We start from the raw sequence: 25,802 nt of genomic DNA, 5'->3' as shown, positions 1-25,802 counted from the left end.
CCTTTTTATGTCTGTTAAAATACGTTTAAAAAGAATTGGTAAAAAACACAAACCTATTTATCATATAGTAGTAGCTGATTCTCGTTCTCCTAGAGATGGAAGATTTATTGAAAAATTAGGAACCTATAATCCTCACACAGATCCTCCTTCAACTGTATTAAAAATGCAAGATGCAGTTTCTTGGCTTATGAAAGGGGCACAACCTACTAATACAGTTAAATCTATTTTTTCTAAAAATGGGGTATTACTTAAAAAATATTTATTAGAAGGTGTTAAAAAGGGAGTATTAACTGATGAAGAATCCCATAAAAAATTTGATACATGGTATAAATTTCAAATGAAATTGGATAAATAACATGGAAATTCTTTTGATATATCTAATTTTATAGAATAATTATTATTCATATAAAAATTTCCTATACGTTCTCTTCTTAAAGAAAGGAGATAAGCTCCGCTTTGAATTTTTTTTCCAAAATCTTTAGCTATAGATCTAATATAAGTACCTTTTCCACATTTTATAAAAAATTTTATATAGGGAATACCTATTTTTAGGATATGAAATTGGTAGATTTTTACACGTCTATATTTTATATTTTCTATTTTTTCTCCGTTTCTAGCATATTCATAAAATCTTTTACCTTTTATTTTTAAAGCAGAAAAAGATGGAGGAAATTGATTGATTTCTCCTATAAATTTTTTAGCTGTTTTTTTAATAAGTTTAGAAGTAATATGGGATATAGAAGAAAAATTATGTTCTTCTGTTTCTGAATCGAAAGATAATGTTTCACAACCTAATTTAATAATACCTGTATAATATTTTTTATAATTTTGAATATAACTAACTTTTTTAGTATATTCTCCTGTGAGAACAATTAATAAACCTGTAGCAAGAGGATCTAAAGTTCCTGTATGTCCTATTTTAAAAATTTCTTTTTTTGATAGAAAGTATTTTTTAATCTTTTTTACGATTTCAAAAGAAGTCCATCCCCATGGTTTATCTATTAACAAAATTTTTCCATTCTTAAATTCTGATAAATTTTGAATCAATACTTTACAATTGGTTTAAAATAATGTAGAATAATAAAAAAAATTCCTAAAAAAATTCTATAGTATCCAAATAATTTAAAATTATTTAAATATGTAATGAAACATTTTATAGTTATTATAGCTGTAAAGAAAGCTGCTATATTTCCCAATAATAATAACTCTATTTCTTTAAAAAAAAGATAAAAATCAAAAAATAAGTAATCTACTTTAAAATAGTAATAATCGAATAATTTTTTACATGTAGCAATTATAATAACAGGAACAGATAAAAAAAAAGAAAATTCAATAGTTTCTTTTCTATTAACATTTTGTAGCATGCAAGCTACAATAGTAGTAGCACTTCTAGATACTCCTGGTATCAAAGCTAAACATTGAAATAATCCAATAATAATAGCTTTAAAATAAGTAATATTATTTCTTTTTTTATAATTTTTTTTTTCGTATAAATTTTCTGTTTTTAAAATTAAAAAACCTCCTATAAAAAGAGATATAGCTACTACAAGTGGATTATCTAAAAATAGATTGTTTTTTCTATTTAATAAAAAACCAAAAAAACACACTGGTAAACTAGCTAAAAAAATTTTTAGATAAAAGTTCCATTTTTGAAAAAAAAAATCTTTTCTATATAGGAATACTACCGAAAAAACAGCTCCAAATTGAACCGAAATAATAAATAAATTTGTTATTTTATTTTCTAATATTCCCATAACATAAGCTGCCAGAATCATATGTCCTGTGGAAGAAACAGGAAATAATTCTGTTATTCCTTCAATAATCCCTAATAGGATTGATTGAATATAATTCATGATTAAATAATCATCAATTTTCTAAACATTAATTTTTGCATATATAGCATTTTTTTCTATAAAATCTCTTCTTGGAGGAACTTCATATCCCATAAGAATTGAAAATATTTTATCTGCATCATAATAATTTTCTATATTTACCTTTCGTAGTGTTCTTTTTTTTGGGTTCATAGTTGTTTCCCAAAGTTGTTCTGCATTCATTTCTCCTAATCCTTTATAACGTTGTATATTTACATATTTTTTACTTCCTAATTTATTTAGAATATTTTCTCTTTCTTTATCATTCCAAGCGTATTGATAATGATTCCCTTTTTGAATTAAATAAAGTGGAGGCGTAGCAATATAAATATGACCTTTTTCTATTAATGGTTTCATATAACGGAAAAACAATGTTAAAATTAAAGTAGAAATATGACTACCATCTGTATCCGCATCTGTCATAATAATAATTTTATTGTATCTAAGTTTTTTTATATTTAAAACTTTTTGATCTTCTTCTGTTCCAATAGAAACACCTAAAGAAGTAAATATATTTTTTATTTCCTCATTTTCAAATATTTTATATTGCATAGCCTTTTCTACATTTAATATTTTTCCTCGTAAAGGTAAAATAGCTTGAAAATTTCTATCTCTACCTTGTTTGGCTGTCCCACCAGCAGAATCACCTTCTACTAAGTAAATTTCACAATTTTCTGGATTGTTGAAAGAACAATCTGCTAATTTTCCAGGTAAAATACTATTTATAATAGGATTCTTTTTTTGTATTAATTCACGAGCTTTTTTAGCAGCTTGACGGGCTTTAGCAGCTAAAATTACTTTATCAATGATTTTTTTTCTTTCAATAGGATGTTCTTCTAAATATATAGTTAACATTTCTCCCACAATTTTATCTACAATACCACCAACTTCGTGATTACTTAGTTTTGTTTTAGTTTGTCCTTCAAATTGAGGATTTATTACTCTAACAGATATAATGACTGTAATTCCTTCTCTAAAATCATCTCCTGTTAACTCCAACACTTTATCTTTATTTGATAATATTCCATATCCTTCTGTATATTTTTTTAATGTTCTGGTTAATGCTCTTCTAAATCCAGAAATGTGAGTTCCTCCTTCAGAAGTATTAATATTGTTAACATAAGAATAAATTTTTTCTTTAAAAGAAGTATTATACTGCATTGCAACTTCTACAATAGTATTTTCTTTTTCTCCTTCAATAAAAATGACATTTTTATTTAAAGATTCTTGATTTTTATCTAAAATAGTAATATATTCTTTTAATCCATTTTCAGAAAAAAAATCTTCTTTTATATTATTTCTTTCATCTATTAAAAATAAATGTAATCCTTTATTTAAAAAAGATAGTTCTTTCAATCTATTGGCTAATATTTCATAATTATATGTAATAGAATTAAAAATAGAATTATCTGCTATATAACTAATTTTTGTTCCTTGCATATTAGTTTCTTCTAAACACTTTACCGAATAAATAGCTTTTCCTTTTAAATATTCTTGTTCATAAATTTTTCCATTACGATAAATAGTAACTATAAGTTTTTTAGATAAAGCATTAACACAAGAAATACCTACACCATGTAATCCTCCAGAAACTTTATAAGAATTTTTATCAAATTTTCCTCCAGCTCCAATTTTAGTCATAACTACTTCAAGTGCAGATATTCCTTCTTTTTTATGAATTTCTACTGGAATTCCACGACCATTATCAAGAACAGTTATAAATCCATTTTTATGAATTGTAACCCATATTTTATTACAATAACCTGCTAAAGCTTCATCTACCGAATTATCTATTACTTCGTATACTAAATGATGTAATCCTCTAACTCCTACATCACCTATGTACATAGAAGGTCTTAATCTTATATGTTCAATCCCTTCTAAAGATTGAATACTATCTGCTGTATATTCTGTATTATTCATAATACAATTTTATGAGAAATTTTTATTTTTACCATAAAAATTTATAGTTTTATATCAAATAAAAATATAAAAATATTTTTTTCGTGAAAATTTGGTTCAAAAAAACTAATCATATAAATAAAAAAATTGAAAATTTTACTTCAGAAAAAGATTCTAAAATAGATTTACTTTTAGCTCCACATGATGTTGTAGGGACTATCGCTCATATAATAATGTTGAAAAGTATTGGATTATTAAATAAAAATGATTTATTAATTTTAGTTAAAGAATTACGCAATATTTATATAAACGAAATATTAAAAAATAGTTTTAATATAGATGAAGGAATAGAAGATATACATTCTCAAATAGAATTTTTATTAATAAATCGTTTAGGAGTAGTAGGTAAAAAAATACATAGTGGTAGATCTAGAAATGATCAAATATTGGTAGATTTAAAACTTTTTGTTAGAGAAGAAATAAAAGAAATAGTTTTTATTGTTCGTTCTTTTTTTGATTTATTATTAAAATTAAGTGAACAATATAAAAATATATTAATGCCTGGTTATACACATTATCAAATAGCGATGCCATCTTCTTTTGGTCTTTGGTTTGCTGCGTATGCAGAAAGTTTAATAGATGATTTATTATTAATGCGAGCAGCATATCGTATTGTTAATAAAAATCCTTTAGGTTCTGCTGCTGGTTATGGATCTTCTCTCCCTTTAAATAGAAAAATGACAACGGATTTACTTGGATTTGAAAGTTTAAATTATAATGTAGTATATGCTCAAATGGTACGTGGAAAAATGGAAAAAATTGTTTCAGAATCTATAGCCTCTTTAGCTAGAACTTTAAGTAAAATGGCTCAAGATATTTGTTTATATTTAAGTCAAAATTTTAATTTTATTAGTTTTCCTGATCATCTTACTACCGGATCTAGTATTATGCCTCATAAAAAAAATCCAGATGTTTTTGAAATTATACGAGCTAAATGTAATAGAATTATATCATTACCTAATGAAATTTCTTTAATTGTTTCTAATTTATGTTCTGGATATCATAGAGATTTTCAAATAATAAAAGAAAGATTTATTCCTATTTTTGAAGAAATAAAGAAATGTTTTTCTATGTTTAAGTATATGTTAAATCATATTATAGTAAAAAAAGATATCCTTAAGGATAATAAATATAAATATTTATTCAGTGTAGAAGAGGTAAATAACCTTGTTGTTGAAAAAGGATATTCTTTTAGAGAAGCTTATCAAAAAATAGGTTTAGATATACAAAATAGAATTTTTATACCCTGTAGTAAAAATATTTGTTATTCTCATGAAGGAAGTATAGGAAATTTATGTAATGAAAAAATTACAAATTTGATGCAAAATATTATGAAAGAATTTGATTTTTATAAAATAAATGAAGTTATAACGCGTTTAATTTATAGTAAAATTTCTTTTGAAGGATCCTCTAAAAATCCAATTTTTATTTCTTAAATTGAATAGCTTTTTGATTTAACCAATCTTTAATTTTTTTATGATTTCCAGATAAAAGTATTTTTGGAACAGACCAACCTTTATATATTTTTGGACGAGTATAAATAGGAGGAGCTATAAAATATTCCTTTTTTTGAAAAGAATCCGTTATAATAGAATTTTTATTTTTAATGACTCCTGGTAATAATCTTACCACAGCTTCTACTACAACAGCTGCAGCTAACTCTCCTCCAGATAGAATATAATTTCCAATTGAAATTTCTTTGGAAATTAAGTGATCTCTAATTCTTTGATCAATTCCTTTATAACGTCCACAAAGAATAATAATATTTTTATTGTAAGTTAAAGATTTAGCATATTTTTGGTTAAATATAGTTCCATCAGGTGTCATAAAAATTTTTTCATCATAATTTCTTTCTGATAAAAGTTTATAAAAACATTGATATACAGGTTCTATTCGAATAACCATTCCAGATCCTCCTCCATAAGGATAATCATCCACTTTTTTACGTTTTCCTAAACCATATTTTCGTAAGTCATGAATTTTAATATTAATCAATCTATTATTGATTGCTTTTTGAATAATAGAATTAGAAAAAGTACTATAAAAAATTTCAGGAATTATACTAATAATATCTATACGCATTATTTTTTTTTAAAGTAATATACACTTTGACTAAAAATCTAGTAATGAAACTAATAAAAAAATTTTACCTTTGTATATATTTTAAAAAATGAATTATATTGTATCTATAGTAGGACGTCCAAATGTAGGAAAATCTACTTTATTCAATAGACTTGTAGGAAGAAGAAAAGCTATTGTTCATATAAAAAGTGGAGTAACAAGGGATCGTATTTATGGATATTCAGAATGGAATGGTATAAAATTTTCTGTAATAGATACAGGAGGATTCACTAATAATAAAAATGACATTCTTGAAAAAGAAATAAGAAATCAAATTTTCTTTGCTATCAAAGAATCATACGTTATTTTATTTTTAGTAGATATAAAAGTAGGAATATTAAATATAGATGTAGAAATAGCTAAATTTTTAAGAAAATGTAATAAAATAATTTATTTAGTAATCAATAAAGTAGATAAAGGTAAGTTATTATATTCTAATACAGATTTTTTCCATTTAGGATTTAAAAATTATTGTTTTATATCATCCATAAATGGTAGTGGAACAGGAGAATTACTCGATAATTTAGTAGAAATTTTTAAAAAAGAAAAAAAAGATATAATAGAAGAACATAAATTCATGCCTCGTTTTTCGGTAGTAGGACGTCCAAATGTAGGAAAATCTACTTTAATTAATTCTTTTTTAAATAAAAATCATCATATTGTAACAAATATTTCTGGAACTACTAGAGATAGTTTAGATGTTTTATATAAAAATTTTGGATATGAGTGTATTTTAATTGATACACCTGGAGTTAGGAAAAAATCTAAAATAAAAGAAAACCTTGAATTTTATTCTGCTATGAAAACGGTTAGAACAATAGAATATACAGACATTTGTTTTTTATTAATAGATGCAGTAATAGGATGGGATAAACAAGATATGAATATTTTTAGATTGGTGGAAAAAAACAATAAAGGAATTATAATACTTATTAACAAATGGGATTTACTTCATAAAAATAATTATTCCATGCAAAAAAATTACGAAGTTTTTATTAGAAATAAAATTTCTCCATTTTATAATGTTCCTATTCTTTTTATATCCGCTAAAAATAAAGATGGAATACATAATATTATTCCTACAGCTTATCAAGTTTTAAAAACCCGTAAAAATAGATTAAAAACGAATATTTTAAATAAAATTATGTTACCTATTTTAAAACAAAATCCACCTCCTTCTATAAAGAAAAAAAATAAATTGATAACCATTAAATATTGTACTCAAATTCCATCATATACTCCAAAATTTATATTTTTTTCTAATTATCCTCAATATATAAAAGATTCTTATAAAAGATTTGTTGAAAATAAAATTCGTTATCATTTTAATTTTAGTGGAGTTCCCATACAAATTTTTTTTAGAAAAAAATAATTTTTATTATTCTTCATATAGTGATAACACATTTAAGAGGAAAATTAATAGAAAAAAATAAATCTTATTTAATTATAGATTGTCATGGTGTGGGATATTATATTCATATTTCCTCATACACATATTCTTCTTTATTAGAAGAAGAAGGTAAAGAGGTATATATATATACATATCTCTTTATAAAAGAAAATCAACATGTTTTATATGGTTTTTTTGAAAAAATAGAAAGAAAAATATTTTCTTATTTAATATCAGTTAATGGTATAGGGCCAAGCTCTGCTATCATGTTATTATCTAACCTTACTCCATATGAAATAGAAAAATACATCTTTCAAGAAGATGTAAATGTTTTTAATAAAGTAAAAGGTATTGGAAAAAAAACAGCTCAAAAAATAATTATAGAACTTAAAGATAAAATTTATATCCATAAAGATAAAAAAAACGTAAAATTTTTAGAAAAAAGAATTTTTTTAAAAAAAGAAGCTTTAAGTGCTTTAAGCGTACTTGGATTTTCTATTAAAAATTCAAATAAAATTTTGGACGATATTTTGGATAAAAATACAGAATTTTCTGTAGAAAATTTGATTAAAGAATCTTTAAAAAAAATTGCAAAATAATAAAATTTTTTACAATTTATCAAAAAACAAAAGTATATTATTTTTTCATTTTGTTTTTGTGAATTCAATAATATCTATATGGTACTTTTTTATTCATCCATCATAGTAATTCTTTTTTTATCAATATTTGATCTTGTTGTAGGTTTAATTAATGATGCTGTTAATTTTCTAAATTCTGCAATTGGATCTCAAGTAGCCTCTCGTAGAATTATTATGATTTTTGCTAGTTTGGGTATTTTATTAGGAGCTTTTTTATCCAGTGGAATGATGGAAGTAGCAAGAAAAGGCGTTTTTGATCCTTCCTTTTTTTATTTTTCAGATATTATTTTTATTTTTTTATCAGTTATGATATCCGATATTATTTTATTAGATATTTTTAATACTTTAGGATTACCTACTTCTACTACAGTATCTATGGTTTTTTGCTTATTAGGAGGAGCATTCAGTATAGCTATACTAAAAATGATTTCTCCATTAAATGAGGAGCCTTTTCATCATTTAACTAAATATATTAAAATTGAAAGAACCTTAATTATTAGTATAGGTATTTTTTTATCTATTGTAATTTCTTTTATTTCTGGTGCTTTTATTCACTATTTTATTCGTTTTTTATTAAGTTTTGAATATGAAAGTAGATTAAAATATATAGGAGTAATATGGGCAGCTATTTCATTAAGTAGTATGACGTATTTTCTTATTATAAAAGGACTGTATAGTACTTTACAGGGTAATAATGATATGGGCTTTTATTTATTCATACAACGTTTTATAAAATATATTCATCATAATTTTATTATTTTTTTATTAATTTTATTTTCTACATGGACTATTATAGCAAAGATATTTGTTTCTTTAGGATATAATATATTAAAATTTGTAGTATTATATGGAACCTTTTCTCTAGCTATGGCTTTTGCAGGAAATGATTTAGTAAATTTTATAGGTGTTCCCATAGCTAGTATACAATCTTATAATATATGGAAAGAAGCTGGTAGTCCTCCTGCTGAAAAATACAATATGAAAAGTTTATCTGGAAATGTTCAAGTTCCATCTTTAATTTTAATTGTTGCAGGAATAATTATGATATTAACGCTTTGGTTTTCAAAAAAAACTAAAAATATTACTAGTACAGAACTAAATTTAAGTAGACAAAATGAAGGAACAGAGATATTTTTATCTAATTCTTTTTCTAGAGGAATTGTTCGATTTTTTATATTTTTAGGAAAAAATATTTTTAAATTTTTTCCTAAAAGATTTTTAGTTAAAATAGAAAAAAATTTTAAACAAAAAAAAAATAAAAAAGAAGAATCCCCTGCTTTTGACTTAGTTAGAGCTTCTGCTAATTTAACGATATCTAGTATTTTAATATCTATAGCAACAGTTCAAAAATTACCATTATCTACTACTTTTGTTACTTTTATGGTATCTATGGGAACTTCTCTTTCAGATAGAGCTTGGAATAGAGAAAGTGCAGTTTACAGAGTTTCAGGAGTTATAAAGGTTATAAGAGGATGGTTTTTAACAGGTTTTATAGCATTTATTATGGCAGGAACCATCGCTTCTTTTTTATTTTTTTTTAAAAAATGGGCTCTTATTTTTTTTATTTTTTTAATATTATTTGTTTTTTATAAAAGTTATAATAAATATTATAAAATACAATATAACATAGAAGAAAAATTACTCTTTAATAATACAATAGATATGACTTTAAAGAGTTCATTAAATAGAACTTTTAATATTCTAAAACCTACACTTGAATATATAGAAAATATTTATAAAAATAGTATAGAAGGAATTACTCAAGAAAATTTAAAAACTATTCAAAATAGCAGAAATAATTTATTAAAAGTTAAAGAAAATTTTAAAAATATACATAATACTTTAATTCAAGTGATTAGAAGAACAAAAAATAATGAACCTATTGCTGGAATAATTTATTTACATATATATAATAAAACTAAAGATATCATTGAATCTTCAGATATTTTAACACATAGTACATTAGTTCATGTCATAAATAGTCATAAACCTTTAATATATAAACAAAAAAAAAATATTTTAAACCTTAAACATCTTATGTTTGAACATTTCAACATAATAAAAAAAATTACAATAGATAAAAATTGTCAACATATACAATATGTTTCTATCGTACAAAATAAAATTATAAAAAAAATTGAGGAACAAATGAATCAACAAGTAATGGGAATTATTCAAAATAAATATGGTACAAAAAATACATTATTAATGTTAGATATTCTTTTACAATCAAAAAAAATAACAGAAAGTATAAAAGATATTATTTTAATATATCAAAATATTACATCAAATGCAGATTTATAGGTTGTTATAAAATTGAATGATTCATTATATTACATCCTCGTATATCTGATAAATCCGTTCTTCCCAAGACTTCAAATTCATTATCATTTATTTTTTTTCCTAAATCATCGGTGGAAATAAAAGGACAAGATAAATAATTAGATAAATCTATCAAATCAATACCTCCTATTTTATTGTTATTTATATGCATAAAAGGATCTTCCAAATCTCGTATATATATTCTCATCCAAGGAGGACATTGAAATAATCCTTTTTTTTTTGCATATGCTTGAGAAAGCAATTCTGTCATTCCATATTCTGAATGAATTTCATTAACATGAAAATATTTTTTTAAAATATAATGCAATTCTTCTCTAATCATTTCTTTTCTTTTTCCTTTCATTCCTCCTGTTTCCATAATAATTAATTTTTTTTCATCATATTTACCTATATTATATTTTTCTATAAAATCTAATAAAGAAAAACTAAGACCAAAAATTAAAATATTTTTTTTGCTATTATAAATAGTTTTTATATCTTCATAAGTAGATACAAAACAACTTCCATTTTTATAAGTTTTTTGTATAAAATAATTTACCATATAAATTAAAGAAGAATCTATTCTATCAGTAGGAAAAAAAACTAAAAATTTGAATTTATTTATTGGTCCATAAAAATATTCAAATCCTTTTTGAATACTATTCATATAAATACTTAAATCTGCTACATAATGTTTACTTTTTATACTACCTGTTGTTCCACTACTAGTAAAAATAATATCTTCATTTTTTTTATTACAAATACGATGTGTTTTAAAAAAAGAAATAGGTAAAAAAGGAATATCAGAAATATTTTTTATTTTAAGTGTATTTATTTTTAATAAATTAATATAATTTCTATAAATTTTGTTATTTATAATTTGATAATGAAATAATTCTAATGTTAAATCTTCAAATTCCTTTTTTGAGGTTATAGAAAAAATATTTTTTTTAAAATTCATTATTTTAAAAATAAAATTTAAAAATAAAATATAATTTTTTTATTTTATTAAATAAAAATTCTGAAAAAATAAATTGAAATTCCTTTTCAAAGGAATTTTTTAAATAAATATCAGGTATGATATTTATTTTTCTATTTGCTTCCTTCAAGAAAAAAAAACATATTGATAAATAAAAAAAATATTTTATCATGCCTAATATTATACCAAAAAACCTATCCATAGGTTTCATACATGTAATATGTAGAAAAATTTTTATAATTTTTTTAAATAAAAAGGATAAAATAATTATAGAAAAAAAAGAAATAATTAAAGAATAAATTATAAAATAAGAGGAAAACTTATTTATTATATTTAATTTATTTAATAATTCTGTTATTATGTAGTAAATAGATTCTCCTTTATAAAAAAAAATTAAAAACGTCATAAACATAAAAAATTGAGATATAAATCCTTTTTTATAACCATGATATCCTCCATATAGAACTATAGCTATAATAATTATATTTAAAATCATACTATTTTTTTTGATAAAATGGAAAAAGAATTTATGCAACAATTTCATATAAATTGGAATAAAGTAATATTATATATGCAAAATAATTTTTACATAGAAGGAAATATGGATATTATTGGTATTATTTACATAATAGGAATTCAAGAACTTGGAAAAGGTACAAATATACTTTTTAATAGAGAAGATAAAGTAAATATTCTACATATTGCTGTATGTAGAATATTAGAACCTTTTGGTTATTATTCTTTTGTTAGAAGAGATAAAGATGGTTGGCCACATTATATGTTGAAAAAAAAAATTCCTTTTGATCAAAAAAAGAAACTTTTTTTAATTAAAAAAGCTATCATTCATTATATGAGTGAAGAAAATATTCTTTAAAAATGGATAAAAAAATATATGAAATAAAAAAAGAATTAAAATGTTTTCATATGAAAACATATAATAATTTAGAAACATTTAGAATTAAATTTTTAGGTAAAAAAAAAGGATTATTAACAATTTTATTTAAAGAATTAAATAAAATTCCCATTAATAAAAGAAAAACTTTTGGAAAAATTATTAATGAATTAAAAAAAGAAGTTCAAAAAAAAATAGATATTTTTAAACATAAAAATTTTATTAAAAATGAAAAAATTATAAAATTTGATCCAACTTTTCCAGGAAAATCTATAGAAATAGGTTCTATACATCCATTGTCTATTATAATAAATAGAATTATAGATATTTTTCAAAAAATTGGATTTATTTATGTAGATGGCCCTGAAATAGAGGATGATTGGCATAATTTTACTGCTTTAAATATTCCATTATTTCATCCTTCTAGAGATATGCAAGATACCTTTTTTTTGCATAAAACACCGGATATTTTGTTGAGAACACATACATCTTCTGTACAAATACGATATATGAAAGAACATAATCCTCCTTTTAGGGTTTTATCTATAGGAAAAGTATATAGAAACGAAACTATATCATCAAAATCTAATTTTATGTTTCATCAAACAGAAGGATTTTATATAGATAAAAAAGTTTCCTTTTCTGATTTAAAACAAACAATTCACTATTTAATTAATTCTCTTTTTGGAGAAGAAAAAATAAGATTTCGTCCTTCTTATTTTCCATTTACAGAACCTAGTGCTGAAGTAGATATATATTGTAATAGAGAATGGTTAGAAATTATGGGTTGTGGTATGATAGATCCTAAAGTTTTGGAAAATGTAAATATAGATTCAGAAATGTATTCAGGATTTGCTTTTGGACTAGGAATAGAACGTTTATCTTTAATGATATATAAAATTAAAGATATTCGTAATTATTTTGAAAATGATATTCGTTTTTTAAAACAATTTAAAAGTGAATTTTAGATTATTTTGTAATAAATTTTCTTTGTCTAAAAACTTCATATAAAATAATACCACAAGCTACAGAAACGTTTAATGATGATATTCCTTCTATTACTGGAATTTTTGCTTTTTCACAAGAAATTTCTAAATATATAGGAGAAATTCCTTTTTCTTCATTACCTAATATTAAAGCTGTTGGTCCTGAAAAATCTATGTTGTACCAATCTATATTAGATTTTTCTGTAGCTGATACAATTTTTAATCCATAATTTATTAATAATTCAATAGTATTTTTTATACTTTTTTCTTTACATATTGGAATTTTAAATAAAGCTCCTGAAGAAGTTTTTATTGAATCAGATCCAATATGTGCTGTATTTTTATTAGGAATAATAATAGCATCTACACCTGCACATACTGCCGTACGTATTATAGATCCAAAATTTCTTACATCTGTAATACGATCTAAAATTATTAATAGTGGATTTTTTCCATTTTCGTAAAATACAGGAAGTAAATCTACTATAGAATAAGTTTTTATAGGTGAAATAATTCCAAAAACACCTTGATGATTTTTATTTTTTAATTTATGAAATTTTTGTTTTGGAACAGTTTGAATTATAATATTTTCTTTTTTAGAAATATTTATTAATTTTTTATAAGCATTTGATACTTGTATAAGTTCTTTATGAAAAAAAATTTTTCTAATATTTTTTTTAGACTGAATAGCTTCTATTAATGGATGTATACCATAAATAATTTCTAATTTTTTCACATCTATAATTTTTTTTTATGAAAAGTTTTAATTGATTTATCTAATAGTTTTTTTATAAAAAAACGTGTAATTTTTTTGCAGAAAAAAAATATAAAAATAAAAATAAAAAAATATAAAATGGTGATAGGAATGAATACAATAATATTATTTACAAAATAAAAGGATAAAAAAAAATATGATAAAAAAATACTTACTAAAAAAAAAATAATGATTCCAAATATCAACAAAAAAAAATTTAAAAAAATCTCTGTTATGATATAAATAAGTAAATTTATAATTCTTTCTTTAAAAGAACACCATTTTTTATGTATAAAAGTTTTAAAAAAAATAAACATTTTTTAAAAACTTTATTAAGTTCCTAATTCATCTTCTACTTGATCTATTTTTTCTATTTTATTTTTTTTCCAATTTTCTTCAAAATCTGATTTTATTTTATGCATTTTTTTTCCAATTTTTTTACTAATTTCCTGTAAATTATTTTTTATTTTTTCTGTTTTTTTTTCTAATATATTTTTTATTTTTTTTTCTTTCTTTGTAGATAACATTATTCCCATTATTAAACCAGCTATGGTTCCTATAATAAATCCACTAAAAAAACTTCCTATTTTTTTCATAAAAAAAAACAATTATATTTTATAACGTATAAATTTAATCATAACAATACTTACGTACAAAATTGTATTTGTGTATTTATAAAATATTTTTATATGTTAATTAAAAAAAATTTTTCATTAAAAAAATTTAATACATTTGGAATAAATGTTTATGCTCGTTACTTTATAAAAATAAAAAAAATAGAGGAAATTAAAAGAATATTTTTAATGTATACATCCATTCCAAAACTTTTTTTAGGAAATGGAAGCAATGTTCTTTTTTTAAAAAAATATTATCCTGGATTAGTAATTAAAATGGAAATAAAAGGAATAAAAATCATTCATGAAAATGATAATAATATTATTGTACAAGCTTTTGCTGGAGAAAATTGGAATGAATTTGTAAAGTGGACTATAAAAAAGGGATTTAGTGGTTTGGAAAATTTATCATTTATTCCTGGAACTGTTGGAGCTGCGCCGATTCAAAATATAGGAGCATATGGATCAGAAATCAAAGATACTTTACTAAAAGTGCAAGTATATGAAGTAGATAATAGAAAGATAAGAGAATTTACATGTAAAGAATGTCAATTTAAATACCGTTATTCTTTTTTTAAACATCCTATTTACAAAAAAAAATTTGTAATTTTATCTGTTTTTTTTCTTTTAAGAAAAAGAAATCATCAATTGAATACATCCTATGTAGAAATTCAAAAAGAATTAGAAAATATGAATATTAAAAAACCTAATATTTATAATTTAAGTAAAGCTATTTTTAATATTAGAAATAGAAAACTTCCAAATCCAAAAAAAATTGGAAATGCTGGTAGTTTTTTTATGAATCCTACAGTAGGTATTTTTGATTTTAAAAAAATAAAATTATATGATTCTACTATAACAGGAAATTATATTTATAATAATAAAGTAAAACTATCTGCTAATTCATTAATTGAAAACATAGGATGGAAAGGAAAAAAAATTAGAAATGTAGGAGTATATAAAAAACAACCTATAATTCTAGTAAATTATGGAAAAGCAAACGGAATGGATATTTATTCTGTTTCAAAAAAAATAAATAAAGACATAAGAAAAAAATTTGGAATTGTTTTATCAAGAGAAGTAAATGTCATACAATAAAATAATCAAATGTTTTTATTTTATTTTATTTTTTAAATATTACGCTTTATAATTTAATAAAAATTGAATTTATTATTATGTCAATTTCTTTAGAAAAATCCAAACAATACATACAAAATAAAATTAAAGAAAAACCTGATTTTGGAATTTTATTATTAGGTAATCAATTTGATCAACTGATAAAGGAGATTAAAAATCCTATATATATTTCTTATGAAGAAATTCCCTTTTTTTATAAAAAAAAATTATATGGAAAATTAGTTTTCGGAAAAATAGAAAGTAAAAATGTAGTTTTTTTAATAGAACCTTTTTATAATAAAAAAACTAACTATTTTCCTATTATTTTATGTAAAAAAATAGGAATAGAAAAATTAATATTGATTAATATTTCTGGAGGAGTTAATCCTAACTATAAAATAGGAGATGTCATGTTTGTTAAAGACCATATAAATTTTTTTCCAGAAAACTTTAATAATATAAAAGAACTTATAGAAAATAAATATTTTGAGACAGCCCCATATGATCAAAAAATGCTTGAAATAGCAGAAAACATAGCTATGAATCATAATATAATTATACAAAAAGGTGTGTATGTTGCTTTTCCATATCCAAATTATAAAACTTATGCAGAATATGCTATGATACGATCTATAGGTGGTGATTGTGTTGGAATGAATATAGTAACGGATGTTATAACAGCTAGATGTATGAATATACGAGTATTTGCTATTTCTATTATTGTTATGGGATTGTCTAATATTAAATCTAATACAAATTATATAAATTTTCAAGGAACAGATAAATCTATACCACTATTAATCTTAATAATAAAAGAATTAATTAAACTTTGTTCATGATAATTATAATTGATTTATTATATTTTTCGTAATTTTTATAAAAATATTTTTAATTTCCTCATTTTCTAAAATAACAGGTATTCCTAAATCTGAGTATTTTTGTATTATTTGCAATATTGGTATTTCTCCAAGAAATAAAATATCCATTTCTTTGGATAATTTTTTTACTCCATCTTTTCCAAAAAGAAACCATTTTTTTTTTGTTTTATCTTCTGTTAGAAAATAAGACATATTTTCTATAATTCCAAGTATTGGAACATAAATAGATTTAATACGAAACATTCCTAATGTTCTATTTACATCTGATAAAGCTACTTTTTGAGATGTACTAACTATAACAATTCCTTTTAACGAAATTTCTTGTAAAATAGATAAATGAATATCACCTGTTCCTGGAGGTAAATCCACAATTAAAAAATCTAATTTTCCCCAATTAGTTTCATGAATAAATTGTCTTAAAACTTTAGTAACCATTGGCCCTCTCCAAACAATAGCCTGTCCATATTTTGAAAAAAAACCTATAGATAAAATTTGAACTCCATAACTAGTAATAGGATTCATGATTCCATTTTTATGTTGTATTTGACAGGGAGTGATATTTTCAATGTTAAACATCAATGGTATAGATGGACCATAAATATCTGCATCTAATAATCCAACATGAAAGCCCATTTTAACTAAAGAAACAGATAAATTAACTGCTATTGTAGATTTTCCTACTCCACCTTTTCCAGAAGCTATACCTATTATATTTTTTATCGTATTCATTTATGTATATTTTATATTAATTTGATTATTATGTATTCACAATAGTACAAAAAAAAGTATAAAATGAATAAAAAAATTATATATAAAAATAATATAGATTTATATATTGATAATCATAAAATTCATACCAAGATTATAGTATGTAGATGTAAAAATTTATTAAAAACTATAGTTTTAGAAAAACTAGATCTTTCTGATAAAGATAAAGTGTTTTTTTTATCTTTATCAAAAAAAAGAAAAATAGAATTTTTAGGAATACGTTATGCTTTAAAATATTTAGGTATAAAAAAAATGTTTTATAATAAAAAAAGAAAACCCTTACTTTTTAGTAAAAATAAATATATATCCTTGAGTCATTCATTTGAAAAAATAGCAGTATCTATTAGTTCCTATCATATAGGAATAGATATAGAAAAATTAAGAAAAGATAAAAAAATAGTAAAAATAAAAAAAAAATTTATTAGAGAAGATGAATCAATTTTTATTAATACAAATTATGAAGAGGATTACCTACATATTATATGGGGAATTAAAGAAAGTTTATATAAGTTAGAAGGTGGATTATTTTATAGTTTTTTAAATCATTATAAAGTATCTCCTTTTTGCATTAAAAAAGATGATTGTATATCATGTTGGATAATAAAAAATACTTATAGTAAAAAATTTTCTGCTTTTTATAAAAAAATAGGAGACCATTACTTAGTTTATAGTATAGATAAATAAAATTCATTATGAATGATTGGATAGATTTATTATATCCTTATTATTATACTAATAAAATTCATATAATTTTAGAATTTATAGCAGTTGTATTTACAATATTTAGTATTTTTTTTGCTCAAAAAAATAATATATTGGTATATCCAATAGGAATAATAAGTACTATTATATATAGTTATTTAACTTTTGTTATTTCTCTATATGGAGATTTTATTATTAATATTTATTACACTATTATGAGCTTTTATGGATGGTATATATGGAAAAAAAATAATAAAGAAATACCTATAACTTTTTGTAAAAAAAAGGATTATTTATACACATTTATTCTTTTTTCATTTACCTGTATTTTCTGTATAATTACATATTATTTTAATGGAAAACTTCATTCTAATTTTGATTGGATAGATGTATTTACAACTGGTATTTATTTTTCTGGAATGTATCAAATGTCCATTAAAAAAGTAGAAAATTGGATATTTTGGATAATTGGTAATTTAATTTCCGTTCCTATTTATTTTTTAAAAGGTTTTTTATTAACAGGAATTTTATTTTTTATTCTTGTTTTATTAGCTATAAAAGGATTTTTTATTTGGAAAATAAAAGCATTAAAATTTTACAAAAATTCTTTTATTAATTGATTTGTTACATCATTAATATTATTGTATTCTTTTTCTATTCTCATTTTAATATTTTTTACTTTTATTTTATTTCTTTTTATTTCATTTTCTCCTACACTGATAACAAATGGAATATTGTTATCATTAGCATATCTAAATTGTTTACTTATTTTCACTGCGTTAGGATATAATTGAGTAGAAATCCCTTTTTTTCTCATAAATTTTATCATTTTATATGCAAATAAAACTTCTTTATCTCCAAAATTAATAAATAAAACTTTTGAAGGATAATTAGAAATAGTTTTTAATAAATTTTCTTTATTCATAGATAAATAAATTCTATCTAAACCTAAAGAAATTCCTACTCCAGAAATATTTTTCATACCAAATAAATTAGCTAATTGATCATATCTTCCTCCTCCTCCAATAGAAATAGAATTATAATTACTAGAATTAATATTTGGAATAATTTCTAATATTGTACCTGTATAATAGGTCAATCCTCTAGCTAAAGAAATGTTCCATTCCAATTTTGTATTTTGTAAAGAAATATTATTTATTTTATTATAAATAAAACTAAGATCTTCTATTCCTTTTTTTCCATTCTTGGAATGTTTAAAAGCTATAGTTAAATATTCCTTTTTTTTATAAAAACTTTCTTTCATATCTAAAAAAAATGCTATTTCATCAAATGATTTAGAAGAAATACCTTTACAAAGCATTTCTTTTTTTACTAAATCTCTTCCTATTTTATTCCATTTATCTAAAGATGTAGTAAAATCTTTCCATAATTTATTTTCTATTCCAGAAATTTCTATTAATCCTCCTAATATATCCCTATGATTAATATAAATAACTATAGGAAATTTTAATTTAGTAAAAATTTCGTCACAAAGTAGAATTAATTCTATTTCTTCCCATAAAGAAGAAGAATATGATAGTATATCCGCATCACATTGATAGAATTCTCTATATCTACCTTTTTGAGGATTATCTGCACGCCATACAGGTTGTATTTGATATCTCCTAAAAGGAAAAATAATTTCATTTTTATGCATAGCTGTATAACGAACAAAAGGAACTGTTAAATCATATCTAAGTGCTTTATTAGATAAATTTTTAGTTAAAAATTGAATGGAATTAACCTCTTTTTTTTTTATTAAATTTAAAATTTTTTTTTTAAAAAAATTACCTGAATGAAGTAATTTGAACATTAAATAATCTGCTTCATCACCATATTTACCAATTAGAGTAGAAATATTTTCAAAAGAAGGGGTTTCTATAGGAGAAAAACCAAAAAGTCTAAATTTATTTTTAATAATTTTAATTAAAAAATTTCTTTTATTCATTTCTATAGATGAAAAATCTCTAGTCCCTTTAGGGATATTAGGATACTTCATAAGTAAAAATTTTAAAAATCATTATTAATTTCCTCACTTTTATTATTTTCTTTTTTAATATGTTTTTTTAACATTTTTTCCTTTTTATTATATGATGAAATAGGAAGATCAAAATTATCTTCTAGTATATATTTTTTATGTTTTTTTTCTATAAAAAAATTAGAATTAATTGTTTGATCAAAAATAATTTGTTTTTTATTTAATGAAAAATTATCTTTATAAGTATTTTTTTTTGAATTATTTGAATAATTTTTTGTATAAAAAGGGTTTATTCGTTTAGAATAAGAATGAAATTCTTCTATTTTATTTAATTTTTGTTCATATGGTTCTTCCAACCTATGAAATATTTTTTTTTCCTCGTGATTAATAGCACGTTGTATTTCTGTAGGAAATCCTGTAGCAACTATAGTTACTGAAATGCTTTCTTCTAAACTTTCATCTTCTCCTATTCCCATAATAATGTTTGCATTATTTCCTGCTTCTGCTTGAATATAATCGCTGATAATTCCTATTTCATCTATAGTTATTTCAATTCTTCCTGAAACAATCAATAAAAGAACATTTTTTGCTCCTGTAATTTTATTATCATTTAATAATGGAGAATCTAATGCTTGTCCAACTGCTTCTTTTGCTCTATTTTCTCCAACAGAAATAGCTGATCCCATAACAGCAGTTCCACTTTCTTTAAGAACTGTTCTTGTATCTCTTAAATCTATATTTTGTTTATAATGATGAGTGATTACTTCTGCAATACCTTTAGCAGCAGTTGTTAGAACTTCATCTGCTTTTGCAAATCCTGCTTTAAAACCAAGATTACCATATAGTTCTCTTAATTTATCATTATTAATAACAATAAGAGAATCTACATTTTTTCTTAATGCTTCTATTCCTTTTTGAGCTTGTTGCAATCTCATTTTTCCTTCAAAATGAAATGGAATAGTTACAATACCTACAGTAAGTATTCCTTTTTCTTTAGAAATTCCAGCAATAATTGGAGCAGCACCTGTTCCTGTTCCACCGCCCATACCTGCTGTAATAAAAGTCATTTTAGTATTAGAGTCTAAAATACTTTTTATTTCCTCTAAACTTTCTAAAGCAGCCTTTTCTCCTACTTCAGGATCAGCTCCAGCTCCTAATCCTTCTGTAATAGAAGCTCCTAATTGAATTTTTAAAGGTACTGGATTATTGTTTAAAGCTTGTGCATCTGTATTACACGCTATAAAATCTACTCCAGTAATTCCTTGTTCAAACATATGACTTAAAGCATTGCTTCCACCACCCCCTACTCCAATAACTTTAATTGCAGCTGAACGATTTTTAGGAAATCCTAATTGTACGTTTTCTTTTTTTTGTATAAAATCTTCTTTTTTCATTATTCTGTGTCATTCAATATTTGACGGAATTTATCAGCCCAAATTTCAAGAAAAGATTTTGATTTTTTTTTATTTGTTTTCTTTTTTAAAGAATCATCATCATAAGATGATTTATTTTTTTTATAAAATTTTGTAGAAATAACTTCTGAAGTATGATTTTCTTCATGTTTATGTATTATGTCTTTTGTACAAAGATATTTTTTTTTATCATCAAGACCTTTTATTACTAATCCTATAGATGTAGCATATTCTGGATTACTTATAAGACCATTTTCTCCTCCAGAAATGTATTCATTAGAATATCCTATACGTACATCCATACCAGTAATATACTCAGTTAAAGGACGAATATGTTTCAGTTGAGATCCTCCTCCTGTCATAACTAAACCAGCTATGAGTCTTTTCTTTTGTTCTTCATTTCCATAATTTTTAATTTCTAAATTAACCTGTTCTAAAATTTTACATACTCGTGTATGTATAATTTGAGAAAGACGTTTCAAAGAAATTTCTTTAGGATCACGACCCCTTAATCCAGGTATACAAACAATTTCTGTTTCCTTATTTTCTCCAGGCCAAGCAGATCCAAATTTTATTTTTAGTAATTCTGCTTGTCTTTCTATAATTAAACAATTTGTTTTAATATTTTCAGTAATAACATTTCCTCCAAAAGGAATGACAGCTGTGTGACGAATAATATTATCTTTAAATATAGCTAAATCTGTAGTTCCTCCTCCTATATCTACTAAAGCTACACCAGCTTCTCTTTCTTCTGTACTTAATACAGCTTCTGCAGAAGCTAATGGTTCTAAAGTCATTCCTGCTAAATTTAATCCTGCAGCTTTTACACATCTTCCAATATTACGAATAGAAGAAATTTGTCCTACTACTACATGAAAATTAGCTTCTAAACGACTTCCATACATTCCTATTGGTTCTCCTATTTCTGCTTGACTATCTACTTTATATTCTTGTGGTAAAACATGAATAATTTCTTCTCCAGGTAGCATAACTAATTTATGAACTTGATCAATTAATTTTTGTATATCTTGTTGGTTTATTACATTTTCAAAATCTAATCTAGTAATATAATCATTATGTTGTAGACTTCTAATATGTTGTCCAGCTATTCCAACAATAACTTCTTTTATTTTAAAACCAGAACTATGTTCTGCTTCAGAAACAGCTTCTCGAATAGCTTCTATCGTTTGAGTTATATTATTCACAACTCCTATATGCACGCCTATACTTTTAGATCTTCCTATCCCTAGTATTTCTATTTTATTATATTCATTTCTCCTTCCTACCATAGCTACAATCTTAGTGGTTCCCACATCAAGACCTATAGCTATATCTTGATATTCCATAGACTTATCTTTTTTTTGCGACTACTTGGTCTGTATATTGTAAATCAATACTTTTATATTGATTTATATTTATTTTATTTAGGTACTGCTTATAAAATGCTTTTAATTTATTCAATTTTTTTTTAAAATTTTTAATACTACCTAATATAATATGATGATTTCCTATTTTTGGAATTAAAACAAATGAGTTTTCATCATTTTTTTTTATACTAATAATTTGATTTTTTAATAATTTATCAGAATTAATATACTTGACTAAATCAACTAAATATTTTTTTTCTTTTTTTGAAAAAATACCCTTCGCTAAAATAACATTTGAGGAATAAAAAGAAGATAATTCTAATTTTTCCGCATTTTTTGTTATATAATATTCTTTATTTCCATTTTTTATTCTTAAAATAGGTTCTTTTTGCCAAATATTAATATTAAGGGTTCCATCTACACTAATAAAAACTTCAGATTTTTTTATAAAAGGGTAATTATTTAGTTTTTTTTCAATTTTCAATATACATAATTGACCGATTTTTTTTTCAATTTTTTTTTTTTTGTAAAATAGAATATGTTTAATAATTTTTTTATTTACAAAATGATCTTTTGAAAATGGATCAATAATAATACTTAACTTTTTTAAGTTTCTATTTTTATGTGTTTTTTGAGAAAATAAAAAAAGTGATATCATACAAATTATATATAATATGAAAATAAAAATAAAAACCTTATTTTTTTTCATCTCTATATTGTTTATTCAACCACTTTGTTATAGGAAGGATTAAAGTATCTATATTTCCAGCTCCCATTGTAATAATAATATCAAAATGTTTTTTTTTAAGTTTTTCTAAAACTTTGGATAAAGTAGATATTTCTTTATTTTCATAATTTATTTTTATTTTTTTTAATAAATTATTGGAATTAACATTATTAATAGGATTTTCTCTAGCTGGATAAATATCTAATAGAATTAAAATGTCTAATTTTTCTAAACTTTTTACAAAAAATTTTTCAAAAAATTTAGTTCTACTAAATAAATGTGGTTGAAAAATTCCTAATATCTTTTTTTTTGGGAAACATTTTCTTACAGTATGAATTAATGCGTTTATTTCTGTAGGATGATGTGCATAATCATCTATATATATTTTTTTTTTTTGATAATGAATAGAAAATCTTCTTTTTATTCCTTTAAATAAGAATAAAGCTTTTTTTATTTCCTTTTTATTAATTTTTAGATAGTCAGATATAGCTAATGCTGCTGTTACATTTTTTAGATTATGTATTCCTGGAATAGGTAATGGTAAAGAAGTCCATGTTTCTTTAGGGGTATGAAAATCGAAATACCATTTATTTTCTTTTATGCAAAGATGGTCCGAATAATAATTTACTTTTTTTTCTATTATTGAATAATAAATAGAATTTTTTGCTCGTAAAGATTCTTCTTTACAAAGAAATATTTTTCTATATGGTTTTTTTATTCTATTTGAAAAATCTATATAAGATTTTTTTAGGTTTTCTTTTGTAGGATAGATATCTATATGATCTTGATCTAAAGATGTTATACATGCTATATTAGGAGATAAATATAAAAAAGAATGGTCAAATTCATCCGCTTCTACTAAAAAAATTTTAGATTTTTTATTAAATAAAAGATTAGATTTATAATTTTCGGATATTCCTCCTAAAAAAGCAGTAATTTTCATTCCTGCACTATATAAAATATGTCCTAATAATGTACAAGTAGTTGTTTTTCCATGAGTACCTCCTATAGCTATACAAAGTTCATTTTCTGTAATTAAAGCCAATACTTGAGAACGTTTTTTTATATTTTTTCCATATTTTTTTAAAAAAATCCATTGTTTGTTATTATTAGAAATAGCTGGAGTATAGACTATTAAACATTCTTTAGAAAGAACACATTTTGGTAAAAAACTTATACTATCATTATAATTAATAGATATACCTTCTTTTTCTAATTTTTTTGTTAATAAAGTTTTATTTTGATCATGACCAAAAACTTTTTTTCCAATAAGATGAAAATATTTAGCAATAGAACTCATACCTATCCCTCCTATTCCTAAAAAATAAAAATAATTTATTTTATTTAAGTTCATAAAATAATTTGTAATATTTCGTTTACTACATCATTTGTAGCACTTGGTTTTCCTAATCGTAATATATTTTTAATCATTTTATTCTTCATTTTTGAATTATTTATTAATTTAATAATAGAATTCATTAATTTTTTATTTATTTCCTCATTTTTAATAATCAAAGCTGCCTTTTTTTCTTCTAATATTTTAGCATTCTTATTTTGATGATCATCTGAAGACCAAGGAATAGGTATTAATATATAAGGTTTTCCTACTAAACATATTTCAGATATAGTTAAAGCACCAGCTCTAGATACAATAACATCTGCAGCAGCATAACATATTGATATATTTTCAATAAATTCCATTAAAATAAAATTTGAATGATGAGATATTTCATTTTTTTTAATTCTATGAATATCCATTTTTCCTACCTGCCAAATAAGTTGTATATCTAATTCTATTAATTTTTTTAATCCTTTTATTAAAGCATTATTAATACTGTTAGATCCTTGACTTCCACCTATAGATAAAACAATAGGTTTTTCTTTTTTTAATCCTAAATAATTACAAGCAATCTCTCTACTAGGTATTTTTAATATTTCAGATCTTACTGGATTTCCAGTAATTACAGTTTTTTTTTCTGGAAAAAATTTTTTTGCTTCTTCATAAGCAATACATATTTTATTGGCATAACGAGAAAATATTCTATTGGTTAATCCAGGAAAAGAATTTTGTTCTTGAATAAGAATAGGTATTTTATTTTTTTTTGCAGCATATAAGGTAGGAAAACTTACAAAACCTCCAGTTCCAATAACTATATCTGGACAAAATTTTTTAATAATTTTATTTACCCAAATAAAACTATATATTAATTTTACAAAAAAAATGAAACCTGATAAAGAAAAAAGTTTATCTATTCCTCCTGAAATACAAATTCCTTCAATAGAATATCCGAATTTAGGAACTTCTTGCATTTCCATATGATTTTT

Annotated in this window: 26 protein-coding genes; 11 read left to right on the top strand and 15 right to left on the bottom strand. The window is 22.5% G+C overall.

The window, feature by feature from the left end; all coding sequences use genetic code 11:
- Positions 1-7: 7 nt before the first annotated feature.
- Positions 8-355, top strand: a complete 348-nt coding sequence (rpsP, locus tag H0H36_RS01395) for a 30S ribosomal protein S16 (RefSeq protein ID WP_185869859.1) — start codon at positions 8-10, stop codon at positions 353-355.
- Here rpsP and truB read toward each other — a convergent pair.
- Genes truB through gyrB form a run of 3 tightly spaced genes read right to left on the bottom strand, consistent with a single transcriptional unit; the run spans position 334 to position 3,794 of the window.
- Positions 334-1,047 (bottom strand): tRNA pseudouridine(55) synthase TruB, encoded by a 714-nt coding sequence (gene truB, locus H0H36_RS01390; RefSeq protein WP_185869858.1) that lies wholly within the window; start codon positions 1,045-1,047, stop codon positions 334-336. The genes rpsP and truB overlap by 22 nt on opposite strands.
- The gene (locus H0H36_RS01385; protein WP_185869857.1) at positions 1,044-1,853 is read right to left on the bottom strand and encodes an undecaprenyl-diphosphate phosphatase; all 810 of its coding nucleotides are present in this window, start codon (positions 1,851-1,853) and stop codon (positions 1,044-1,046) included. Before H0H36_RS01385 ends, truB begins: the two co-directional genes overlap by 4 nt.
- A 21-nt stretch (positions 1,854-1,874) precedes the next feature.
- Complete coding sequence (gene gyrB, locus H0H36_RS01380; protein ID WP_185869856.1) at positions 1,875-3,794, bottom strand: DNA topoisomerase (ATP-hydrolyzing) subunit B; 1,920 nt, start codon at positions 3,792-3,794, stop codon at positions 1,875-1,877.
- 83 nt (positions 3,795-3,877) lie between these two features.
- Here gyrB and argH point away from each other — a divergent pair, with 83 nt between their 5' ends.
- On the top strand, positions 3,878-5,269 hold the full coding sequence (gene argH, locus H0H36_RS01375; protein ID WP_185869855.1) for an argininosuccinate lyase: 1,392 nt from the start codon (positions 3,878-3,880) through the stop codon (positions 5,267-5,269).
- Here the strand turns inward: argH and trmD are convergent.
- Positions 5,259-5,915 carry a tRNA (guanosine(37)-N1)-methyltransferase TrmD gene (trmD, locus tag H0H36_RS01370; protein ID WP_185869854.1) on the bottom strand — a complete coding sequence of 219 codons (657 nt, stop codon included), beginning with the start codon at positions 5,913-5,915 and terminating at the stop codon, positions 5,259-5,261. The genes argH and trmD overlap by 11 nt on opposite strands.
- An 88-nt stretch (positions 5,916-6,003) precedes the next feature.
- Between trmD and der the strand changes: the two genes are divergently transcribed.
- From der to H0H36_RS01355, 3 genes are all read left to right on the top strand, one after another.
- A complete protein-coding gene (der, locus tag H0H36_RS01365) occupies positions 6,004-7,326 on the top strand; it encodes a ribosome biogenesis GTPase Der (protein ID WP_185869853.1) in 1,323 nt (440 codons plus the stop codon).
- Positions 7,327-7,346: 20 nt separating this feature from the next.
- Positions 7,347-7,943, top strand: coding sequence for a Holliday junction branch migration protein RuvA (ruvA, locus tag H0H36_RS01360; RefSeq protein ID WP_185869852.1), 597 nt, complete (start codon positions 7,347-7,349; stop codon positions 7,941-7,943).
- Between the two features lie 78 nt (positions 7,944-8,021).
- Entirely contained in the window at positions 8,022-10,286 is a 2,265-nt protein-coding gene (locus H0H36_RS01355) for an inorganic phosphate transporter (protein ID WP_185869851.1), read from the top strand.
- A gap of 4 nt (positions 10,287-10,290) precedes the next feature.
- Here the strand turns inward: H0H36_RS01355 and H0H36_RS01350 are convergent, their stop codons facing one another.
- Positions 10,291-11,265: a long-chain-fatty-acid--protein ligase gene (locus H0H36_RS01350; protein WP_185869850.1), complete on the bottom strand. Its 975-nt coding sequence runs from the start codon at positions 11,263-11,265 to the stop codon at positions 10,291-10,293.
- Positions 11,266-11,269: 4 nt separating this feature from the next.
- Positions 11,270-11,779: a CvpA family protein gene (locus H0H36_RS01345; protein WP_185869849.1), complete on the bottom strand. Its 510-nt coding sequence runs from the start codon at positions 11,777-11,779 to the stop codon at positions 11,270-11,272.
- An 18-nt stretch (positions 11,780-11,797) separates the two neighbouring features.
- Between H0H36_RS01345 and H0H36_RS01340 the strand changes: the two genes are divergently transcribed.
- Both H0H36_RS01340 and pheS read left to right on the top strand, forming a co-directional pair.
- Positions 11,798-12,157: a hypothetical protein gene (locus H0H36_RS01340; RefSeq protein ID WP_185869848.1), complete on the top strand. Its 360-nt coding sequence runs from the start codon at positions 11,798-11,800 to the stop codon at positions 12,155-12,157.
- Between the two features lie 2 nt (positions 12,158-12,159).
- Complete coding sequence (gene pheS, locus H0H36_RS01335) at positions 12,160-13,143, top strand: phenylalanine--tRNA ligase subunit alpha (protein ID WP_185869847.1); 984 nt, start codon at positions 12,160-12,162, stop codon at positions 13,141-13,143.
- Position 13,144: 1 nt separating this feature from the next.
- Here the strand turns inward: pheS and rlmB are convergent, their stop codons facing one another.
- On the bottom strand, positions 13,145-13,897 hold the full coding sequence (gene rlmB / locus H0H36_RS01330; protein WP_185869846.1) for a 23S rRNA (guanosine(2251)-2'-O)-methyltransferase RlmB: 753 nt from the start codon (positions 13,895-13,897) through the stop codon (positions 13,145-13,147).
- Positions 13,898-14,247: 350 nt separating this feature from the next.
- Positions 14,248-14,511, bottom strand: a complete 264-nt coding sequence (locus H0H36_RS01325) for a YtxH domain-containing protein (protein ID WP_185869845.1) — start codon at positions 14,509-14,511, stop codon at positions 14,248-14,250.
- A 93-nt stretch (positions 14,512-14,604) separates the two neighbouring features.
- On the opposite strand from H0H36_RS01325, the gene murB reads away from it, so the two are divergent.
- Complete coding sequence (gene murB, locus H0H36_RS01320; protein ID WP_185869844.1) at positions 14,605-15,627, top strand: UDP-N-acetylmuramate dehydrogenase; 1,023 nt, start codon at positions 14,605-14,607, stop codon at positions 15,625-15,627.
- Between the two features lie 77 nt (positions 15,628-15,704).
- The gene (locus H0H36_RS01315) at positions 15,705-16,484 is read left to right on the top strand and encodes a purine-nucleoside phosphorylase (RefSeq protein WP_185869843.1); all 780 of its coding nucleotides are present in this window, start codon (positions 15,705-15,707) and stop codon (positions 16,482-16,484) included.
- Between the two features lie 3 nt (positions 16,485-16,487).
- On the opposite strand, the gene H0H36_RS01310 is transcribed toward H0H36_RS01315, so the two are convergent.
- Complete coding sequence (locus H0H36_RS01310) at positions 16,488-17,252, bottom strand: Mrp/NBP35 family ATP-binding protein (protein ID WP_185869842.1); 765 nt, start codon at positions 17,250-17,252, stop codon at positions 16,488-16,490.
- Positions 17,253-17,315: 63 nt separating this feature from the next.
- Between H0H36_RS01310 and H0H36_RS01305 the strand changes: the two genes are divergently transcribed.
- Together H0H36_RS01305 and pnuC are read left to right on the top strand one after the other, a co-directional pair.
- Positions 17,316-17,975 (top strand): 4'-phosphopantetheinyl transferase family protein, encoded by a 660-nt coding sequence (locus tag H0H36_RS01305; RefSeq protein ID WP_185869841.1) that lies wholly within the window; start codon positions 17,316-17,318, stop codon positions 17,973-17,975.
- An 8-nt stretch (positions 17,976-17,983) separates the two neighbouring features.
- On the top strand, positions 17,984-18,613 hold the full coding sequence (pnuC, locus tag H0H36_RS01300; RefSeq protein ID WP_185869840.1) for a nicotinamide riboside transporter PnuC: 630 nt from the start codon (positions 17,984-17,986) through the stop codon (positions 18,611-18,613).
- Here pnuC and hisS read toward each other — a convergent pair.
- The 6 genes from hisS to murG are packed head-to-tail and all read right to left on the bottom strand — an operon-like array spanning position 18,589 to position 25,793.
- On the bottom strand, positions 18,589-19,992 hold the full coding sequence (hisS, locus tag H0H36_RS01295) for a histidine--tRNA ligase (RefSeq protein WP_185869839.1): 1,404 nt from the start codon (positions 19,990-19,992) through the stop codon (positions 18,589-18,591). The genes pnuC and hisS overlap by 25 nt on opposite strands.
- 11 nt (positions 19,993-20,003) lie before the next feature.
- Positions 20,004-21,365: a cell division protein FtsZ gene (ftsZ, locus tag H0H36_RS01290; protein WP_185869838.1), complete on the bottom strand. Its 1,362-nt coding sequence runs from the start codon at positions 21,363-21,365 to the stop codon at positions 20,004-20,006.
- Positions 21,365-22,729 carry a cell division protein FtsA gene (gene ftsA / locus H0H36_RS01285; RefSeq protein ID WP_185869837.1) on the bottom strand — a complete coding sequence of 455 codons (1,365 nt, stop codon included), beginning with the start codon at positions 22,727-22,729 and terminating at the stop codon, positions 21,365-21,367. Before ftsA ends, ftsZ begins: the two co-directional genes overlap by 1 nt.
- A 4-nt stretch (positions 22,730-22,733) precedes the next feature.
- A complete protein-coding gene (locus tag H0H36_RS01280; RefSeq protein WP_238786212.1) occupies positions 22,734-23,408 on the bottom strand; it encodes a cell division protein FtsQ/DivIB in 675 nt (224 codons plus the stop codon).
- 37 nt (positions 23,409-23,445) lie between these two features.
- Complete coding sequence (gene murC / locus H0H36_RS01275; RefSeq protein ID WP_185869835.1) at positions 23,446-24,831, bottom strand: UDP-N-acetylmuramate--L-alanine ligase; 1,386 nt, start codon at positions 24,829-24,831, stop codon at positions 23,446-23,448.
- Positions 24,828-25,793: an undecaprenyldiphospho-muramoylpentapeptide beta-N-acetylglucosaminyltransferase gene (gene murG, locus H0H36_RS01270; protein ID WP_262887376.1), complete on the bottom strand. Its 966-nt coding sequence runs from the start codon at positions 25,791-25,793 to the stop codon at positions 24,828-24,830. The genes murC and murG overlap by 4 nt, the downstream gene beginning before the upstream one ends.
- Positions 25,794-25,802 lie beyond the last annotated feature (9 nt).

Origin of the sequence: Blattabacterium cuenoti, from assembly GCF_014252395.1 — a bacterium.
Taxonomy (GTDB): Bacteria; Bacteroidota; Bacteroidia; order Flavobacteriales; family Blattabacteriaceae; genus Blattabacterium; species Blattabacterium cuenoti_AA.
Note: the sequence above shows the minus strand (reverse complement) of the source record. Positions and strands in the feature narration are given on the sequence as shown.

Coding starts and splice junctions, on each gene's coding strand:
- H0H36_RS01340 (WP_185869848.1), top strand. CDS start 11,798: ATGGAAAAAGAATTTATGCAACAATTTCATATAAATTGGAATAAAGTA.
- H0H36_RS01280 (WP_238786212.1), bottom strand. CDS start 23,408: ATGATATCACTTTTTTTATTTTCTCAAAAAACACATAAAAATAGAAAC.
- pheS (WP_185869847.1), top strand. CDS start 12,160: ATGGATAAAAAAATATATGAAATAAAAAAAGAATTAAAATGTTTTCAT.
- H0H36_RS01325 (WP_185869845.1), bottom strand. CDS start 14,511: ATGAAAAAAATAGGAAGTTTTTTTAGTGGATTTATTATAGGAACCATA.
- H0H36_RS01385 (WP_185869857.1), bottom strand. CDS start 1,853: ATGAATTATATTCAATCAATCCTATTAGGGATTATTGAAGGAATAACA.
- ftsA (WP_185869837.1), bottom strand. CDS start 22,729: ATGGAATATCAAGATATAGCTATAGGTCTTGATGTGGGAACCACTAAG.
- H0H36_RS01305 (WP_185869841.1), top strand. CDS start 17,316: ATGAATAAAAAAATTATATATAAAAATAATATAGATTTATATATTGAT.
- murG (WP_262887376.1), bottom strand. CDS start 25,793: ATGGAAATGCAAGAAGTTCCTAAATTCGGATATTCTATTGAAGGAATT.
- trmD (WP_185869854.1), bottom strand. CDS start 5,915: ATGCGTATAGATATTATTAGTATAATTCCTGAAATTTTTTATAGTACT.
- pnuC (WP_185869840.1), top strand. CDS start 17,984: ATGAATGATTGGATAGATTTATTATATCCTTATTATTATACTAATAAA.
- hisS (WP_185869839.1), bottom strand. CDS start 19,992: ATGAAGTATCCTAATATCCCTAAAGGGACTAGAGATTTTTCATCTATA.
- murB (WP_185869844.1), top strand. CDS start 14,605: ATGTTAATTAAAAAAAATTTTTCATTAAAAAAATTTAATACATTTGGA.
- murC (WP_185869835.1), bottom strand. CDS start 24,831: ATGAACTTAAATAAAATAAATTATTTTTATTTTTTAGGAATAGGAGGG.
- ftsZ (WP_185869838.1), bottom strand. CDS start 21,365: ATGAAAAAAGAAGATTTTATACAAAAAAAAGAAAACGTACAATTAGGA.
- H0H36_RS01315 (WP_185869843.1), top strand. CDS start 15,705: ATGTCAATTTCTTTAGAAAAATCCAAACAATACATACAAAATAAAATT.
- der (WP_185869853.1), top strand. CDS start 6,004: ATGAATTATATTGTATCTATAGTAGGACGTCCAAATGTAGGAAAATCT.
- H0H36_RS01345 (WP_185869849.1), bottom strand. CDS start 11,779: ATGATTTTAAATATAATTATTATAGCTATAGTTCTATATGGAGGATAT.
- rpsP (WP_185869859.1), top strand. CDS start 8: ATGTCTGTTAAAATACGTTTAAAAAGAATTGGTAAAAAACACAAACCT.
- H0H36_RS01310 (WP_185869842.1), bottom strand. CDS start 17,252: ATGAATACGATAAAAAATATAATAGGTATAGCTTCTGGAAAAGGTGGA.
- gyrB (WP_185869856.1), bottom strand. CDS start 3,794: ATGAATAATACAGAATATACAGCAGATAGTATTCAATCTTTAGAAGGG.
- H0H36_RS01355 (WP_185869851.1), top strand. CDS start 8,022: ATGGTACTTTTTTATTCATCCATCATAGTAATTCTTTTTTTATCAATA.
- H0H36_RS01350 (WP_185869850.1), bottom strand. CDS start 11,265: ATGAATTTTAAAAAAAATATTTTTTCTATAACCTCAAAAAAGGAATTT.